Consider the following 16,313-nt stretch of genomic DNA (forward strand, 5'->3'; position numbering starts at 1 on the left):
CCCTCGGCCTGAAGTAGCGGCCCCCGTCGCCTCGCGAGGAGGCGACGGGGGCCGCTACTTCAGGCCGAGGGCGGCGCAGGCGGCCGCGTACTTGTCGGTGCAGATCTCTGCGACCGAGTAGACGCCGTCCTTGACGACGGTGTCGTTGATGTTGCCCTTGGTCAGCGAGACGACCGGGATCAGCACGGAGGCGATGCCCTTGGTGGTCGGGCTGTCGACCGTGGAGGTGGTGACTCCGTCGAGCTTCTCACCCTTGGCGAGGGCGACGGCCATCTTCGCGGCGGCCTCGGCCTCGGGGGCGTACGGCTTGTAGACGCTCATGAACTGCTCGCCCGCGACGATGCGCTGCACACCGGCGAGTTCCGCGTCCTGGCCGGTGACCGGGGGCAGGGGGGAGACGCCGGCCGCCTTGAGGGCGGTGATGATGCCGCCCGCCATGCCGTCGTTGGCGGAGTAGACGCCGATGACCTTGTCCTTGCCGAGCGCGGAGAGCGCGGCCGCCATGTTGGTGTTGGCGTTCTCCGGCTTCCACTCGACGGTGTCGTACTCCTTGCCGACGTTCACCTTGCCGTCGAGGACGGAGTGCGCACCGGACTTGAAGAGCTTGGCGTTCGGGTCGGTGACCGAGCCGTTCATCATGACGATCTGGCCGTCCTTGGCCTTGTCGCCCAGCGCCTCGAGGAGCGCCTTGCCCTGGACCTTGCCGACCTCTTCGTTGTCGAAGGAGGTGTAGGCGTCGATCGGGCCCTCGGCCAGACGGTCGTAGGCGATGACCGGGATGCCGGCGTCCTTCGCCTTCTTGACCGAGCCCGCGATGGCCTTGGAGTCCACCGCGTCGACGATCAGGACGTCCACCTTGTTGGTGATCATCGTGTCGACCTGGGAGTTCTGCGTGGTCGCGTCCTGCTTGGCGTTGGCGTAGACGACCTTGCCCTTGCCGCCGGTGAGCTCCGCGACCTTCTTCTCGATGAGCGGCTTGTCGAACTTCTCGTAACGCGCGGTCTGGTTCTCCGGCAGGAGCAGACCGACCTTGATCGCGTCGCCCTTGGCAGCGCCGGAGGACTCCTTGGCCGTGTCGCCGGCCTCCTTCGCACTGCCGCAAGCGGCAAGCGAGACGGCCATGGCACCGGCGGCAACAGCTACGGCGGCTCTGCGCATACGCGTGTTCATTACTTGAACCTCCCTGACGAGGCCGCAGCACTGCGGCCGAGGTGGATGTGAGTCAACCCCGGCCGCGTTTTGCCGTCAAGGAGTGAATCCTTAACGAGATGACAACGGTGCCATCCGTTATCTACCTGAAGGCAAGACGGCGGGAGCTCGCACTCCACTTCCATGGTCTGACAAAAGTGTCGAATCGCCCATTTCGCTGAGTACGAGCGCCAGCGCGCCCAGCACCTCGGCCCGCCCGCCCAGGGACCCCGTCAGCACCGACAACTGCCGGGCCGCACTGGGAATCGCGTACCTCCCCACCGATTCGCGGATGGGGGCCAGGACGAGTTCACCGGCCTCCGCCAGCGAGCCGCCCAGCACCACCCGGCTGGGGTTCAGCAGGTTGCACAGGCTTGCCACGCCGCTGCCGATGTGGCGGCCCACGTCCGTGATCACGCGGCGGCAGCCCGGGTCCCCCTCGCGGGCCAGCTCGACCACCCGCTCCATCGTCAACTCCGGCCCGTGCGTGCCCTGGAGCAGCGGCAGGACGTAGCGGGCGGCGGCGAAGGTCTCCAGGCAGCCGCGGTTGCCACAGCGGCAGACGGGGCCCGATTCGTCCAGCGTGATGTGCCCGATCTCCCCCGCCGTGCCGCCCGGCCCGCGGTAGATCTGGCCGTTGATGACCAGGCCCGCACCGACGCCGCTGGCCACCTTGATGTAGGCCAGGTCCTTTACTCCCCGCCCGCTCCCCCAAACGAGTTCACCGAGGGCGCCGAGGTTCGCGTCGTTGTCCACGTACACCGGCACGCCGAGGCGTTGCGAGAGCTCCTGGCGCGGGTTGATGCCCGCCCAGCCCGGCAGGATCGCGGTCGAGCCCAGGGTCCCGGACTCCACGTCGATCGGACCGGGCACGCCCAGGCCGACGCCGATGACCTTCTCCAGCCCCACCCCGATGTCCGCGATCAGCCGCCCGACCAGGGCTTCCGCCCGGTTGAAGCCGTCCGCCCAGGACGCGTCGACGTCCAGCGGCTCGGACTCCTCGGCCAGCACCTGGTGCGCCAGGTTCCCCACCGCCACCCGCAGGTGGGTGTGGCCGAAGTCGACGCCGATGACGATGCCCGCGTCACCGCTGAGCGACACGCTGCGTGCGCGCCGGCCGCCGGCGGAGGTGTCGGTGACCTCGACGGTCCCGCCCTCCTTCAGTTCTCGGACGATGTTGGAGACCGTGGCCGCCGACAGTCCGGTGGTGCGGGCGATCTCCGCCTGGGTCAGCGATCCCGCGAGCCGCACCGCCCGCACGACCCGTTCGAGATTCGCGCGATGCAGCGAGGACTGCGATCCGGGAGTCTGCACGACTCATCCACTCCTGCCCATAAGCGACGGCGAGCCGTCGCCCCCCGGCCGGGACACGTCGCGGTTTCGCGCTTCGAGACCCCGGCGTCTCTCCAACTTGTGAACCTTAAGTCGAGCCTTTGCGCATCCACACGTCAAGAGGCTGACACGGCACGAAACGGCCAGTACTGACCGAAAGGGGGAGAGAACCGGCCCCCTAGATCGTGCCACGGTCGCCGAGGCGCCGGTCCTCTGCGGCCTTTCCCGGCCGGATCGGGCGCCTGCCATGACAGCGCTGCGCGAGGAGGTGTTCGGGATGAGTCCCGACCGAAGTCCTTGCCGCGCTCTCATCGGCTGACCTGCTGTTGATCAGCTGACCCCTGCCCGAGTGCGCACGGCCGCGGTTCACCGCTGTCCCGTGCGTCGTCGCGTTTCTTTCCATTCTCTTTCCTTCCGCGTCCCCCGGCAGCTCCGCCGGGCACGCTTCCCCGGGCCTCCCCCAGCCACCGCTGAGGCGCGCCCCGGGCCACTCCCCCATGCCCGCCGGCGCGTCCCGCGGCCCTCCCGGCCGCTCCGCGCCGACCCGTGATCACTCCACATGACCGCGCGGCTCCGCGCTGCCCGGACACCTGGGACGAGGCCTTCCTCTTCGGCATCGCCGTCGCCGTCGGCCTGACCCCCGAGATGCTGCCGATGGCCGTCTCCGCCAACCTGGCGCGCGGTGCGGTCGCCATGTCCCGGCGCAAGGTGGTCGTCAAACGGCTCAACGCGATCCAGAACCTGGGCGCGCTGGACGTGCTCTGCACGGACAAGACCGGCACCCTCACCGAGGACCGGATCGCCCTGGACCGCTACCTGGACGTGCACGGCGACGAGGACGACGAGGTGCTGGAGTACGGCTACCTCAACGCGCACTTCCAGACGGGCTTGCGCAACCTCATGGACCGGGCGGTCATCGACCGCGTCGACGAGGCCGAGGAGGTTGTCGTCGACGCCCGGTTCTCGATGGTCGACGAGATCCCCTTCGACTTCGCCCGGCGCCGGATGTCCGTGATCCTCAACCGGAACGGCATGGTGGGCGACCCCGGCCGCACCGAGCACGTCGTGATCGCCAAGGGTGCCGTCGAGGAGGTCCTGGACCTCTGCACGCACATGACCGACCGCGGCGGGACGGTCGAGCTGACCGAGCAGCTGCGGTGGCACGTCACCCGGATCGCGGAGGACGACAACCGCCGGGGCCTGCGGGTCCTCGCCGTCGCCCGCACCGTCGGCACTCCGCGCGACAAGAATGAATTGAACACGTTCAGTCCGGCTGGCAGTATGGATCCGGGCGCACCGCCGGCCGGGCGGACGCGTTCGTTTCGCCGTGCCACGAGGGGGGTTGGCCGTGCACGAGGAGCATGAGAAGCACGAGAAGCGGTCGTACGGCCTGGTGCTGCTGGTCTCGGTGCTGGTGGGCTGTCTGGAGGTCGCCCTCACCGTCGTGGTGATCTTCCTGTACGTCGAGACGCAGCCGCCGCCGGACACCCCGGTCGACCACACCGCCCTGGTGGGGTCCCTGCTCTCCCTCAGCATGATCGTCGCGGTGATCGCGGTGCTGCTGACCCTGGTCTTCGTGCTGCCGTCGGTGGCGCTGGCCGACCTGCTCGGCCGCCTGATCGGCGGCCGCGAGGCGTGGTGGTGGGTGCCGCTGACGACGGCCGCCCTGGTCGCAGCACCGATCTGGGCCTTCGCGTCGTACAACGACGTGGAGACGCCGCCCGTGCGCGTCTTCTGGGCGATCGCCACGGCATCGCTCTCGGCGGGCGGCCTGATCGCCCGGCTCCGGCACCCGGAACTGCTGCGGCGCGTGGCCCTGGGGGGCACGGCCCTGGTGGTGGGAACCGGCCTCCTCGGCGCGCTCGGCCTCACCGCCGGCCTGCTGCCCGCGTACGAGCCGCCGAAGATCGGTCCGGCGACCATGCCCGGCACGTGGGGCGACCACACGGAGGGAAAGCTGGTCTTCACGTCGGACGGCCGGGTCACGGCCTTCGGCGTCGCCGAGCACCGCCCCGGCGACGACCCCCACGTCCTGGCACCGCAGTGCTCGGGCTCCGGCACCTGGTCGTACGAGCCCGGGCGGAGCGTCTGGTCCCAGAAGGTCCGCGTACAGGTCCCGGGGTGTTCCTGGCCGGCGTGGAGCGTCGGCGGCACCGACCGGGAGCCCCGGATCCACCAGAACATCGGCCGCCCCGATTCCGGCTACCTGTACAAGCTGCGGAAGGTCACCGGCGGCTCCTGACCCGGGGGGCTACTTCAGCGTCGCCGAGGTGAGGCCCGCCTGGATCTGGCGCTGGAAGGAGAGGTAGACCACCAGCATCGGGACCATCGCGATGGTGGCGCCGGCGAACAGCACCGGCAGGTCCGTCTCGTAGCCCATCTGGTACTGGAGCTGGATGAGCCCCTGGGTGAGCATGTACCGCTCGGGGTCGGCGCTCGTCTGCGGCTGCATCAGCACGGCGGGCAGGATGTACTGGTTCCACTGGCCCAGGACGTTGAAGATCCCGACGCTGATCAGGCCGGGCTTGGCCATCGGCAGCATCACCTGGAAGAAGATCCGGGTGTCGGAGGCCCCGTCGATGACCGCCGCCTCGTGGATCGCCGTCGGCAGCGTCCGGAAGAAGGAGTGCATGAAGAAGACCGTGAAGGGCATCGAGTAGGCGACGTACACCAGGATCAGGCCCTGGTAGGTGTTCAGCATGTCGAAGCGCTTGACCATGAAGAAGAGCGGTACGAGCGCGAGGAACACGGGGAACATCGCCCCGCTGACGAAGAAGTAGTAGATGAGCCGGTTGCCCGTGAAGGGGTAGCGGGCCAGCACGTACGCGGCCATGGAGCCGAACAGCATGGTCAGCGGGACCGAGAACACCAGCACGATGAGGGTGTTGGCGAAGTAGCCCCCGATGCCCTTCGTCCAGGCCCGCCCGAAGGCGTCGAAGTGCCAGTTGGAGGGCCAGCTCAGGGCCGAACCGCCGATCTGCGCGTCGGTCTTGAAGGCACCGAGCGCGAGCCAGATCAGGGGCAGCACGATCATTATCGCCCAGACGACGAGGAAGCCGTGCGAGAACACGTTGAGGGCCGTCCCCTCGGAGCGGCGCCCCTCCCGCTTCCCCGTCCGTCCGGCGCCGCCGGGCTGCTCCGCGGCCTTTTCGCCCGGAGCCTTGATCACTGTGGTCATGGAGGTCTCCCGCTCAGAACTCGATGCGCTCGCGGCGGGTGGCGCGCAGCGTGATGACGGAGAGGATCATGGTCAGGGCGAGCATGACCACGCCCATGGCGCAGGCGTACCCGCTCTTGCCGAAGTAGAGGAAGTTGCGCATCAGCACCGTGGACATGACCTCGCTGTGGTGGTCGGGTCCGCCGCCGAACTGGCCCGAGGTCATGGTCGACACCAGCACGAACATGTCCATCGCGGCGATGCCCAGATAGACCGCGGAGGTCTGCACAGAGTCCCACAGCAGGGGCAGCGTGACCTTGAAGAAGGTCTGGGCGCGCCCGGCGCCGTCGAGCAGCGCGGCCTCGTAGATGTCCTTGGGGACGGACTGCATGGCCGCGGAGAACAGGACGAGGTAGAAACCGACGCCGTGCCAGACGACGACGAGGAGCAGGCACCAGAGGACGAGGTTCGGCTCGTTGAGCCATTCGACGGGGTGGTTCGCGTCGATCAGGCCGAGCCCGGTCAGGAAGCCGTTGAGCAGGCCGCCCTCGTCGCTGCGGTAGATCGCGCCGAAGAGCACGGAGAGGATGGCGAGGGAAAGGACCTGCGGGAAGAAGTAGACGACCTTGTAGAAGCGCGATCCGCCGACTCCTTGCACTCCGCCGGCCCCGCCGCGCCCGCCCGCGTTCACCATGAAGGCGAAGAAGAGGGCGAGCAGGATGGTGACCAGCGGGACGAACACCAGGAGCAGCAGGTTGTGCCAGAGCGCGCCGCGGAAGACCTCGTCCTTCAGCAGGGCCGCGTAGTTGTCCGTGCCGACGAAGTCGAACGTCGGCGACTGCCCGGTCCAGTTGGTGAAGGAGTAGCCGAACGTCTGCACGTACGGCCAGATGACGAAGGTCAGGTACAGCGCGAGGGGCGCGAAGAGGAAGCCGGCGATGAAGCCGTACTTGCCCCTCCCTTGGGCTACATGGCTCATGGTGTCCGTCCCTGCGGTGGTCAGCTGCGCTTGTTGTTCTTGGCGTTCGGGTCCTGAGCCGCCTTGTTCACCGCGGCCTGGGCCCGCTTGATCCACTCCTTGGGCTGGATCCGCTGCGCCATGAGCTCATTGGACGCGTTCTGGATCTCCGTGTCCATCTCGCTGTACCAGTCGGGGTAGCGGTAGCTGAAGGTGTTGCTGCCCGCGGCCTTCAGCGCCTCGACCGCCGACTGGGTGCCCGGCCGCAGCTTGACGCTCGGATCCACGCCGTCCTTGACCACCGTGAGCGAGTTGGCCTGCTGGGCGAAGATCGTCGACCATTCGCGGGACAGCATCGAACGGAGGAACTCCAGGCCCGCGGCCTTGTTGGCGGCCTTCTCCGGGACGATGAACGGCTCGTCGACGCCGGCCCGGATGGCCTCGAGGGGCATCTTGCTGTCGGCGAGCAGGGGCACCGGCAGGAACTTCATGTCGAAGTCCTCCGGGGTCTGCTTGAGCTGCTCGTTCTCCAGCCAGGACCCGGAGGGGATGAAGGCGGCCTTGTACTGGTTCCAGGCCGTCTGGGACTCCGTATGGGTGAGGCCGTTGGTGCCCGGCATCAGCAGGCCCTTCTCGACCACCTCGTAGACCGCCTCGACCGCGGCGAGGGCGGCCGCGTTGCCCTCGAAGGCGTTCGGTTCGAGGTTGTCGATCGCCTTCACCGCATCCAGACCGCCCTTCTTGGCGATCAGGTCCATGATGACGACGTTGATGTAGTACGGGTACTTGCCCTGGTGGGCGAGGCCGCCGATGCCCGCCTCCTTGGCCTTGGTGCAGACGGCGAGGAACTCGTCCCAGGTCTTGGGCGCCGTCCAGCCCTTCTCCTTGAAGAGCTTGCCCGAGTACCAGAAGCCGGACACGGCGTACACGTACTTCAGGACGACGTACTTGCCGCCCAGCATGCCCTGTTCGACGGCCCCGTCGACCAGGGTGTCGCGCACCTTCTTGCTCGGGTCGTCGAGCGAGGGCGCGTCGAGCACGGCGTTGAGGTCGGCGAGCTGGCCGCCCTTGCCGAGCACGTCCAGCGGGATCTTCTGGGCACCGGAGTCGTCGACGACGTCCGGCGGGTTCCCGCCGTTGAAGCGGGGCTGCAGTTTGGCGGTGATCTCCTGGGTGCCCAGGTGGGAGCTGGTGGTGCCCCACTTCTTGTCGAAGGCGGCCTCCCAGGCCTTCGCGTAGTCGTCGCCGAACCCGCCCTTGAAGACGACGACGTCCAGCTTGCCGCCCTTCGCGACGCCGAAGGGGTTCTCCTTGGTCACCGGCGCCTTGGCCGGGCCCTTCGTGGAGTTCTCCTCACCGCCGGAGGCGCAGGCGGACAGGAAGCTCATCGTCGGCACCGTGATCAGTCCGAGTGCTGCGGAGCGCTTGATCAGGTCGCGGCGTCCGAGGCCCTCACCAGTGGATCCCATGCTCATGTCCTCGCCTTCGTCAGAAGTGTGAAGGAGGCCGGAGATTCACGGTGGTTGCCGTGCATGCGGACATCACCACAGCTCCCCGCCCGTCCCCCGGCCCGGAGCCACTCGTCTCGCGGTGATCCGGACGGGCACAGGTATAGTCCACTTCCGCTCGTGTGAGCAAGATCATGCACAGTTATGGCCGCCAGTTTTTCCGAGTTGAGACCTGTCCGTCACATGGACACGCCGCCGGACGAACGGAAGGGCCGTACCCCCTTGACGGGGGTACGGCCCTTCGGCGCCTATGCGGTGGCTCAGCCGCGGATGAGGTTCCGGAGCACGTACTGCATGATGCCGCCGTTGCGGTAGTAGTCCGCCTCACCCGGCGTGTCGATGCGGACGACCGCGTCGAACTCCACACCGGTGTCGGTGGTCACCTTGACGGTGCGCGGGGTGGTGCCGTTGTTCAGCTCCTCCACACCGGTGAAGGCGAAGGTCTCCTCGCCGGTGAGGCCCAGGGAGGCGGCGGTGGCGCCCTCCGGGAACTGCAGGGGCAGGACGCCCATGCCGATCAGGTTGGAGCGGTGGATGCGCTCGTAGGACTCGGCGATGACGGCCTTGACGCCGAGCAGCGCGGTGCCCTTGGCCGCCCAGTCGCGGGACGAGCCGGAGCCGTACTCCTTGCCCGCCAGGATGACCAGCGGGACGCCGGCGGCCTGGTAGTTCTGCGAGGCGTCGTAGATGAAGGAGACCGGCGCGCCCTCGACGGTGAAGTCGCGGGTGAAGCCGCCCTCGGTGCCCGGCGCGATCTGGTTGCGCAGGCGGATGTTGGCGAACGTACCGCGGATCATGACCTCGTGGTTGCCACGGCGGGAACCGTACGAGTTGAAGTCGCGGCGCTCGACGCCGTGCTCGGTGAGGTACTTGCCGGCCGGGGTGTCGGCCTTGATCGCACCGGCCGGGGAGATGTGGTCGGTGGTGACCGAGTCGCCCAGCTTCGCCAGCACGCGGGCGCCGGCGATGTCGGAGACCGGGGTGGTCTCCATCGTCATGCCCTCGAAGTAGGGGGGCTTGCGGACGTAGGTGGACTGCGGGTCCCACTCGAAGGTGTTGCCGGTCGGGATCGACAGCGCCTGCCACTGGGCGTCGCCCGCGAAGACGTCCTGGTAGGACTTGTTGAACATGTCCTCGCCGATAGCGTTCGCCACGACGTCGTTGACCTCGGCCTCGGAGGGCCAGATGTCCTGGAGGAAGACCGGCTTGCCCTCGGTGTCGGTGCCGATGGCGTCCTTGGTGATGTCCACCTTCATGGAGCCCGCGATGGCGTACGCGACGACCAGCGGCGGGGAGGCCAGGTAGTTCATCTTGACGTCGGGGTTGATCCGGCCCTCGAAGTTGCGGTTGCCGGAGAGCACCGACGTGACCGCAAGGTCGTGCTCGTTGATCGCCTTCGAGATCTCCTCGTCCAGCGGACCGGAGTTGCCGATGCAGGTGGTGCAGCCGTACCCGACGAGGTTGAAGCCCATCTTGTCGAGGTACGGGGTCAGGCCGGCCTTGTCGAAGTAGTCGGTGACGACCTTCGAGCCCGGGGCCAGGGTGGTCTTGACCCACGGCTTGCGGGACAGGCCCTTCTCGACCGCCTTCTTGGCCACGAGCGCCGCGGCGACCATGACGTAGGGGTTCGAGGTGTTGGTGCACGAGGTGATCGCGGCAACGGTGACGGCGCCGTGGTCGATCTCGAAGGAGGAGCCGTCGGCCAGGGTGACCAGCGTCGGACGGGTCGGCACGCCGTTGACGGCGGCCGGGGCGTCGGAGGCCGGGAAGGACTCCTTGCCCGCCTCGTCGTCGTCCTCGACGTAGTTGCGCACGTCCTGCGCGAACTGCTGGGAGGCGTTGGCGAGGACGATGCGGTCCTGCGGGCGCTTCGGTCCGGCGATGGAGGGGACGACCGTGGAGAGGTCGAGCTCCAGCTTCTCGGAGAAGTCCGGCTCGGCGGCCGGGTCCAGCCACAGGCCCTGCTCCTTGGCGTACGCCTCGACGAGAGCGACCTGCTGGGCGTCGCGGCCGGTCAGGCGCAGATACTTCAGCGTCTCGTCGTCGATCGGGAAGATCGCGGCGGTGGAGCCGAACTCCGGCGACATGTTGCCGATGGTGGCGCGGTTCGCGAGGGAGGTGGCGGAGACGCCCTCACCGTAGAACTCGACGAACTTGCCGACGACGCCGTGCTTGCGCAGCATCTCGGTGATGGTGAGCACCAGGTCGGTGGCGGTGGTGCCGGTCGGCAGCTCGCCGGTCAGCTTGAAGCCCACGACGCGCGGGATCAGCATGGAGACCGGCTGGCCGAGCATCGCGGCCTCGGCCTCGATGCCGCCGACGCCCCAGCCCAGCACGCCCAGGCCGTTGACCATGGTGGTGTGCGAGTCGGTGCCGACGAGGGTGTCGGGGTACGCCTGGCCGTTCCGGACCATGACCGTACGCGCCAGGTGCTCGATGTTGACCTGGTGGACGATGCCGGTGCCCGGGGGGACGACCTTGAACTCGTCGAAGGCGGTCTGGCCCCAGCGCAGGAACTGGTAGCGCTCCTTGTTGCGGCCGTACTCCAGCTCCACGTTCTGGAGGAAGGCGTCCGGGGTGCCGAACTTGTCGGCGATGACCGAGTGGTCGATGACCAGCTCTGCCGGGGCCAGCGGGTTGATCTTCGACGGGTCGCCGCCGAGGGCCTTCACGGCCTCACGCATGGTGGCGAGGTCCACGACGCAGGGAACGCCGGTGAAGTCCTGCATGATCACGCGAGCCGGCGTGAACTGGATCTCCTCGCTGGGCTGGGCCTGCGAGTCCCAGTTGCCGAGCGACCGGATGTGGTCGGCGGTGATGTTCGCGCCGTCCTCGGTACGGAGCAGGTTCTCCAGCAGGACCTTCAGGCTGTAGGGAAGGCGGGCGGAGCCCTCGACCTTGTCCAGCTTGAAGATCTCGTACGACTCGTCGCCCACCTGCAGCGTGCTGCGGGCGTCGAAGCTGTTCGCCGACACGACAGTCTCCTTCATGCATGAATTCGCGCGTATAACCGCATCTTGCCGCCACGCCCCTTGGCCAATCCGCTAAGGTAGGGCTAAGTTAGGTAACCCTTACCAGCGGGGGCGGCTGCGGTACGCCTTCGGCAGATATCTCGATGTCGAGATAACTCTAGTACATGTCCGGGTCCGGGGACGAGGCGCGCACCCCGGGGAAGGCCTGCCCGGTCCGCAGACCGGATGCTCCCGCATGCTCCGACCCGGCCCCTGCGACCGGCGCCGACGCCTGACGCCTCCCCTTTCCCGTGCGGCCGCCCGGTCGTGACGATGATCACGGAGCGTTCCGGCGAGGCCGGCTCGTCCGGCCCCGCAGGGCTCGTCCCCACCGGCGAGCCCCCCTGCACGCCCTTAGCGGCGGCCCCCTTCGTCCCTATCCTGCTGCTCGTGGGGGCTGGGGTTTCCGGGTCAGGGGGCGACGTGGCACGTGCGGTGGGGATCGACCTGGGGACGACGCACTCGGCCGTGGCCGTGTTCGAGGGGGGGTCGTGACCGCCCGGTGGTCACCACCGTCCCGAATGCCGAGGGATCCCGGACCACGCCGTCGGTGGTCGACGGGGCGGGTGGCCACGGGCAGGACCGACGCACGGCCGCCCGGTCCCGCCCTGGTGCCCCTCGATCCGAAGGACGCGGGCAAGGGGCCCAGCGCGGCCGGCGCGCCGGCGCCCGCCCGGCTGGCGGCCGAACAGGAGGGCCTGGGCGGGCACACCACGGGCTACGCCTCGGCCGGCTCCCGGGCGTGGGAGGGTCCGGCCGGGGCGGCGGGCGTCTGCGCGGCGCTCGTCCCGACCGGCGCCCTCCTGGCACAACGCGTCCTGTCGGTGCTGGCCGCCGTGACGGCGGCGTCCTTCGGGGTGCCTGCCGTGCTCCTCCTCGCCGCCCGCGGGAAGTACGCGCGGCTCGACCTCTTCGAGCGGGGCGTGGTGGTCTCCGACGCCGACGGCCGGACCGTCGCCTGCCGCGGGGACGGTCTGCAGCTCCGGCGGCACAGCGTCGCCCGCTACCTCGACGGCACCTACACGGGCACGCAGCACTACTGCACCCTGCCGCGACCCGACGGCTCGGTCCTGCTGCCCGGCGCGAAGTTCCCGCACGCGCAGAGCTGGGGTCCGGTGGTGGAGGAGGCTGCGGCCCGGGCGCAGCTGCCCGGCGCGCTCGCGACGATCCGGGCGGGCGGCACTGTCGTCTTCGGCCCGTTCTCGCTGAGCACGGAGGCGGTCACCGCCGGCGGCCGGTCGGAGCCCTGGGACAGGATCGAGGCCGTCTCGTACGGCAACGGCACGGCCCCGCTGAGGGTCATGGGCCGGCAGCAGCCGCTGGCCACCGTGTCGGTGGGGCTGGTGAACGGCTTCCCCGTCTTCCTGACGCTCGTCGACCACCTGCGAGCGGGCCGCCGCTGAGCCCGGCGGCCGGGGAGCAACTCCTCTGCGCGGCCCCGGAGGAGCTCCCGGCCCCGCCGTCCGCGCACCAGCGGCACCAGCGGCACCAGCAGCAGCAGCTCACCCGTCTGCCCGGCCGGATCGTCGCGCATCGCGCGTACGGGGACCCCACCATGGGACCTGACGGTCAATAACACACAAAACACCCATCCGACACACCCATCCGGCATACCCGGAGCGGGACTCATCTCATATCTGAGATAACGTGCCCCCATGGCAGACGACTACCTCGTACGCATCGGCAAGCTCATCCGTGACGCCCGTCAGCACCGGGGCTGGACACAGAGTCAGCTCGCCGACGCACTCGGCACCAGCCAGAGTGCCGTGAACCGGATCGAGCGCGGCAATCAGAACATCAGCCTTGAGATGATCGCCCGCATCGGTGAAGCGCTCGACAGTGAGATCGTCTCCCTGGGCTACGCCGGCCCGATGCACCTGCGCGTGGTCGGCGGCCGCCGGCTGTCGGGCGCCATCGACGTCAAGACGAGCAAGAACGCGTGCGTCGCCCTGCTCTGCGGCTCGCTGCTCAACAAGGGCCGTACGGTGCTGAGGCGGGTGGCCCGCATCGAGGAGGTCTACCGCCTCCTCGAGGTCCTGAACTCCATCGGCGTCCGCACCCGCTGGATCAACGACGGCGTGGACCTGGAGCTGATCCCGCCGGCCCGCCTCGACCTGGAGGCCATGGACGCGGACGCGGCGCGCCGGACCCGGAGCATCATCATGTTCCTGGGCCCCCTGCTGCACCGGATGGACCACTTCCGCCTGCCCTACGCGGGCGGTTGCGACCTCGGCACCCGCACCATCGAGCCGCACATGATCGCCCTGCGCCGCTTCGGCCTGGACATCACCGCGACCGAGGGCATCTACCACGCGAAGGTGGAGGCCGGGGTCTCCCCCGACCGCCCGATCGTGCTGACCGAGCGCGGGGACACGGTCACCGAGAACGCGCTGCTGGCCGCCGCCCGGCACGACGGCGTCACCGTCATCCGCAACGCCTCCTCCAACTACATGGTCCAGGACCTGTGCTTCTTCCTGGAGGAGCTGGGCGTCAAGGTCGAGGGCGTCGGCACGACCACGCTCACCGTCCACGGCGTTCCGAACATCGACGTGGACGTGGACTACTCCCCCTCCGAGGACCCGGTCGAGGCGATGAGCCTGCTCGCCGCGGCGGTCGTCACGGAGTCGGAGCTGACCATCCGCCGGGTGCCGATCGAGTTCATGGAGATCGAGCTCGCGGTGCTGGAGGAGATGGGGCTCGACCACGACCGCTCGGCGGAGTACGTCGCGGACAACGGCCGCACCCGCCTGGTGGACCTCACCGTCCGCCCGTCCAAGCTCGAAGCCCCGATCGACAAGATCCACCCGATGCCGTTCCCCGGGCTGAACATCGACAACGTCCCGTTCTTCGCGGCCATCGCCGCCGTCGCCCAGGGCCAGACCCTGATCCACGACTGGGTCTACGACAACCGGGCCATCTACCTGACCGACCTCAACCGCCTCGGCGGCCGCCTCCAACTCCTGGACCCCCACCGCGTCCTGGTCGAGGGCCCCACCCGCTGGCGCGCGGCGGAAATGATGTGCCCGCCGGCCCTGCGCCCGGCGGTGGTCGTCCTCCTCGCGATGATGGCCGCCGAGGGCACCTCGGTCCTGCGCAACGTCTACGTGATCAACCGCGGCTACGAGGAACTGGCCGAACGCCTCAACTCGGTGGGCGCCCAGATCGAGATCTTCCGCGACATTTGAGCAAGCCGCAGGTCAGGACGGTTTGCCGTCCTCCTGGGCCGTCTGTGGGCCGTCGCCGGTGTCTCCGCCCTCGCGGAAGACCCCGTCGACGGCCCTTCGCGCGCGTGCCTGGCTGTTGGGCATGAGGTGGGTATAGGTCCGCAAGGTGAACCCCGGATCGCCGTGCCCCAGGTACTCGGACAGGGCCTTGACGTTCTCCCCCGCGTCCAGCAGCACGGACGCGTAGAAGTGTCGTAAGGCGTGCATCCCGTGCTCGCGCGACTGAGTGAACCGCTCCCCCGGCTCGCGGGGCGGGATGACGCCGGCCGTGACCAATGCCGGCTTCCACACCCGCATGTTGAAGAAGTTGCGGTTCACCGTCTTCCGCTCGCGCGAGTAGAAGAGCAGCGAAGCCGTGACCGGCGGCCCATCCGGCGTCTTCCACGGCAGCGTGACACTGATCGGCGGCCGCTGGGTGATGTGCTCAGCGAGCGCGAACGCAACGGAGTCGGGCAAAGGCACGTCACGGAGCTTCCCGCCCTTCGGCGGAGCGAACACCAGCTTCGCCCTGACCATCTTCACCTGGCGTACGACGTGCACGACGCCCCCGAGGAAGTCGACTTCATCGACGGCCAGCCCGAAGATCTCTCCCTGCCGCAGGCCGCATCCCGCGCCGATGTCCACCACCTTCCGGTACGACGCAGGCAAGGCTTCGCGGACCGCGAGGACGCGTTCACGCGGCCACGGCTTGAGCTTCCTGACGTCCCGGCGGGGCGGCCGAACTGATGCCGCACGGCAGGGATTCCGGTGGATGACGCCGTCATCGACGGCGGCGCCGAAGACCGCTGACACGTTGGCGAAGATGACCCGCTGGTACGAAGCTGCAAGTCCCGCGTCTTGCAGGATGCGCCCCCAGGCCCGGATGTGCGCCGGCAGAAAGGCACTCATGGGGCGGTGGCCGATGTGCGGGAAGATGTGCAGCCGGAAGCGCTGGTCGATCGCGTCGATCGTCGACATGTCGGTCGTCTGGGAGGCCAGCCACGTGGTGGCGTAGTCCTGGAACGTCACCTTGCCCGCAGCGGGATCGATGTACTGGCCGCGCGACATGTCGGCGGCGATCTGGGTCAGCCACGCCTCGGCGAGGCGCCTCTGCTTGTCGGGGAACGACCTGCTCTTCTCGGCACCGGTCGGGCTGACGTAGCGAGCCCGGTACCGCATCCCGGATCCGTGCCGGTCGGTCTTGACCCGGTGGGCCTTGCCGTCGGTGCCAGTCTCGGTCTTGAACCAGCGGTCTTGAATGTGTCCTGCCACGTGTGGCCCTTCTGGGGAAGTGCTGAGGGCGGGCCCGGGTGGGCCCGCCCTCAGTGGTGGTGTGGTTGGTCAGGCGGCTTGGCTGATGTCGTTGCGCTTCTGTTCGGCGATCCAGTCGTAGAGGTCGGCGGGGTCGTACCGGGTGTGCTTACCGACACGGAATCCGGGCGGCCCAGTCCGCTTCTTTCGCCACTGGTAGAGGGTTTCCACGGGGACGTCGAGGAGTTCGGAGACGTCGTCAGGGGTGAGGTAGCGGTCTGGGAGTCCGCCGCGCAGGATGGCGCGGGAATCGCTTCGGGCGGGCATTGCTCCTCCGGCGGGTCGGGTGGCGGGAGGAGCCGGGGGCTAGCCGGCTCCTTCAGTGCGGTCCGGGGCTCGAAAACCCCGGAAAGTACTGACAGAACTGACAGAACCTCGTCATCTGGCCTCTGACCTGCGGTTTTGGCGGGTTCGGTCCGCGTGACAAAACCTCAAAAAACTCTGACAGAACCTCGAAAACCTAGGTTCTGTCAGACCGGCCGGCTCGCACCGCGGCGAGGTTTTTGGAGTTCTGTCAGAGTTTTCGGAGGTTTTGTCACACCTCCGAAAGTGCTCGTTTTCGCAGGTCAGGGGCCTCGTCGGGAGGTTCTGTCAGTTCTGTCAGAGGTTTCGGGGGTTTTCAGGCTGCGGGGGTGAGGCGGGGGT

12 protein-coding genes are annotated in these 16,313 nt (G+C 68.6%); 4 read left to right on the forward strand and 8 right to left on the reverse strand.

The features are described 5' to 3' along the window. Positions 1–54: 54 nt before the first annotated feature. A complete protein-coding gene (locus PV721_RS31700; protein ID WP_319730392.1) occupies positions 55–1,170 on the reverse strand; it encodes a substrate-binding domain-containing protein in 1,116 nt (371 codons plus the stop codon). A 117-nt stretch (positions 1,171–1,287) separates the two neighbouring features. Beyond that, complete coding sequence (locus tag PV721_RS31705) at positions 1,288–2,502, reverse strand: ROK family transcriptional regulator (protein WP_319730395.1); 1,215 nt, start codon at positions 2,500–2,502, stop codon at positions 1,288–1,290. Positions 2,503–3,066: 564 nt separating this feature from the next. Between PV721_RS31705 and PV721_RS31710 the strand changes: the two genes are divergently transcribed. Together PV721_RS31710 and PV721_RS31715 are read left to right on the forward strand one after the other, a co-directional pair. Next, on the forward strand, positions 3,067–3,885 hold the full coding sequence (locus tag PV721_RS31710) for a hypothetical protein (protein ID WP_319730397.1): 819 nt from the start codon (positions 3,067–3,069) through the stop codon (positions 3,883–3,885). Continuing rightward, a complete protein-coding gene (locus PV721_RS31715) occupies positions 3,869–4,762 on the forward strand; it encodes a hypothetical protein (RefSeq protein WP_319730399.1) in 894 nt (297 codons plus the stop codon). The genes PV721_RS31710 and PV721_RS31715 overlap by 17 nt, the downstream gene beginning before the upstream one ends. A 9-nt stretch (positions 4,763–4,771) precedes the next feature. On the opposite strand, the gene PV721_RS31720 is transcribed toward PV721_RS31715, so the two are convergent. From PV721_RS31720 to acnA, 4 genes are all read right to left on the reverse strand, one after another. After that, on the reverse strand, positions 4,772–5,698 hold the full coding sequence (locus tag PV721_RS31720) for a carbohydrate ABC transporter permease (RefSeq protein ID WP_319730402.1): 927 nt from the start codon (positions 5,696–5,698) through the stop codon (positions 4,772–4,774). Between the two features lie 13 nt (positions 5,699–5,711). Then, positions 5,712–6,656, reverse strand: a complete 945-nt coding sequence (locus PV721_RS31725; protein ID WP_319730405.1) for a sugar ABC transporter permease — start codon at positions 6,654–6,656, stop codon at positions 5,712–5,714. A 20-nt stretch (positions 6,657–6,676) separates the two neighbouring features. Further along, entirely contained in the window at positions 6,677–8,104 is a 1,428-nt protein-coding gene (gene ngcE / locus PV721_RS31730; RefSeq protein ID WP_416371226.1) for an N-acetylglucosamine/diacetylchitobiose ABC transporter substrate-binding protein, read from the reverse strand. A 299-nt stretch (positions 8,105–8,403) separates the two neighbouring features. Continuing rightward, positions 8,404–11,133, reverse strand: a complete 2,730-nt coding sequence (gene acnA / locus PV721_RS31735; RefSeq protein ID WP_319730410.1) for an aconitate hydratase AcnA — start codon at positions 11,131–11,133, stop codon at positions 8,404–8,406. Positions 11,134–11,720: 587 nt separating this feature from the next. Between acnA and PV721_RS31740 the strand changes: the two genes are divergently transcribed. Together PV721_RS31740 and PV721_RS31745 are read left to right on the forward strand one after the other, a co-directional pair. After that, the gene (locus PV721_RS31740) at positions 11,721–12,557 is read left to right on the forward strand and encodes a DUF6585 family protein (RefSeq protein ID WP_319730412.1); all 837 of its coding nucleotides are present in this window, start codon (positions 11,721–11,723) and stop codon (positions 12,555–12,557) included. 252 nt (positions 12,558–12,809) lie between these two features. After that, entirely contained in the window at positions 12,810–14,339 is a 1,530-nt protein-coding gene (locus PV721_RS31745; RefSeq protein ID WP_319730414.1) for a helix-turn-helix domain-containing protein, read from the forward strand. A gap of 12 nt (positions 14,340–14,351) precedes the next feature. On the opposite strand, the gene PV721_RS31750 is transcribed toward PV721_RS31745, so the two are convergent. Both PV721_RS31750 and PV721_RS31755 read right to left on the reverse strand, forming a co-directional pair. Beyond that, entirely contained in the window at positions 14,352–15,629 is a 1,278-nt protein-coding gene (locus PV721_RS31750) for a site-specific integrase (RefSeq protein WP_319730416.1), read from the reverse strand. 69 nt (positions 15,630–15,698) lie between these two features. Next, entirely contained in the window at positions 15,699–15,935 is a 237-nt protein-coding gene (locus tag PV721_RS31755; RefSeq protein WP_319730419.1) for a helix-turn-helix domain-containing protein, read from the reverse strand. Positions 15,936–16,313 lie beyond the last annotated feature (378 nt).

Source organism: Streptomyces sp. MB09-01 (genome assembly GCF_033794505.1).
In the GTDB taxonomy this organism is placed as follows: domain Bacteria; phylum Actinomycetota; class Actinomycetes; order Streptomycetales; family Streptomycetaceae; genus Streptomyces.

Excerpts from the sequence above, each read along its gene's own strand:
- acnA (WP_319730410.1), bottom strand. The coding sequence starts at position 11,133 with ATGAAGGAGACTGTCGTGTCGGCGAACAGCTTCGACGCCCGCAGCACG.
- PV721_RS31720 (WP_319730402.1), bottom strand. The coding sequence starts at position 5,698 with ATGACCACAGTGATCAAGGCTCCGGGCGAAAAGGCCGCGGAGCAGCCC.
- ngcE (WP_416371226.1), bottom strand. The coding sequence starts at position 8,104 with ATGGGATCCACTGGTGAGGGCCTCGGACGCCGCGACCTGATCAAGCGC.
- PV721_RS31700 (WP_319730392.1), bottom strand. The coding sequence starts at position 1,170 with ATGAACACGCGTATGCGCAGAGCCGCCGTAGCTGTTGCCGCCGGTGCC.
- PV721_RS31745 (WP_319730414.1), top strand. The coding sequence starts at position 12,810 with ATGGCAGACGACTACCTCGTACGCATCGGCAAGCTCATCCGTGACGCC.
- PV721_RS31725 (WP_319730405.1), bottom strand. The coding sequence starts at position 6,656 with ATGAGCCATGTAGCCCAAGGGAGGGGCAAGTACGGCTTCATCGCCGGC.
- PV721_RS31755 (WP_319730419.1), bottom strand. The coding sequence starts at position 15,935 with ATGCCCGCCCGAAGCGATTCCCGCGCCATCCTGCGCGGCGGACTCCCA.